Genomic DNA, 771 nt, shown 5'->3' with positions numbered 1-771 from the left:
CCGTCGCGCGCGAACCCGGCGACCGCGATCTTCGTGCCGCCGATGTCGACGCCGACGATCATGCGGGGCTCCGCACCGCCGGCGTGACCGCGACGAAGCGCCGGGTGATCGCGATCGGGTCGGTGATCGCCCCGCCGACCACCACGGCGAGCGCGCCGGCATCGAACGCCTGACGGACCTGCTCGGTGGTCTGGTACCGCCCCTCGGCGATGGTGGGGATGCCGGCGGCGACGAGATCCGCGACCAGCTGCAGATCCGGCCCCTCGCCCCGCGCCGAGTGCGGCGTGTATCCCGAGAGGGTCGTGCCGACCACGGCCGCTCCGGCTTCCCGAGCGCGCATCCCCTCGTCGAGGGTGGAGACGTCGGCCATCACCGGACGCCCGGTCGCCTCCGCGATCTCGCGCAGCAGGTCGAACCTGTCGCCCAGCTGCTCCACGGTGGCATCCACCGCGATGATGTCGGCTCCCGCCTCCGCGAGGCCGAGCGCCAGCGCGACGTCGGGGGTGATCACGTTGCGGACCCCGTTGTGCACCTTGTGTAGGCCGATGATCGGAGCATCCGTCGCCGCCCGCATCCGGCGGATGTCGTCGGGACCGTTCAGGCGCAGGCCGCTGGCGCCTCCGAGCAGCGCGGATTCGGCGAGCGCGGCGATCACCTCCGTGTCGCGCACCGGGCTTCCCGACTGTGCCTGCACCGAGGCGATCAGGCGTCCGGTGAGGAGTTCGAGGGGGTCGTGGATCATTTGAGAGCTCCTGCGCTGGCGCCACCGAT

The 771-nt window shown here is 72.2% G+C and carries 1 protein-coding gene; it reads right to left on the bottom strand.

The window, feature by feature from the left end; genetic code table 11:
- Positions 1-58: 58 nt before the first annotated feature.
- Positions 59-742, bottom strand: a complete 684-nt coding sequence (locus ACNPM4_RS14310; protein WP_029264016.1) for an N-acetylmannosamine-6-phosphate 2-epimerase — start codon at positions 740-742, stop codon at positions 59-61.
- Between the last annotated feature and the right edge of the window lie 29 nt (positions 743-771).

Source organism: Microbacterium umsixpiens (assembly GCF_053543675.1).
Note: the sequence above shows the minus strand (reverse complement) of the source record. Positions and strands in the feature narration are given on the sequence as shown.

Excerpts from the sequence above, each read along its gene's own strand:
- ACNPM4_RS14310 (WP_029264016.1), bottom strand. The coding sequence starts at position 742 with ATGATCCACGACCCCCTCGAACTCCTCACCGGACGCCTGATCGCCTCG.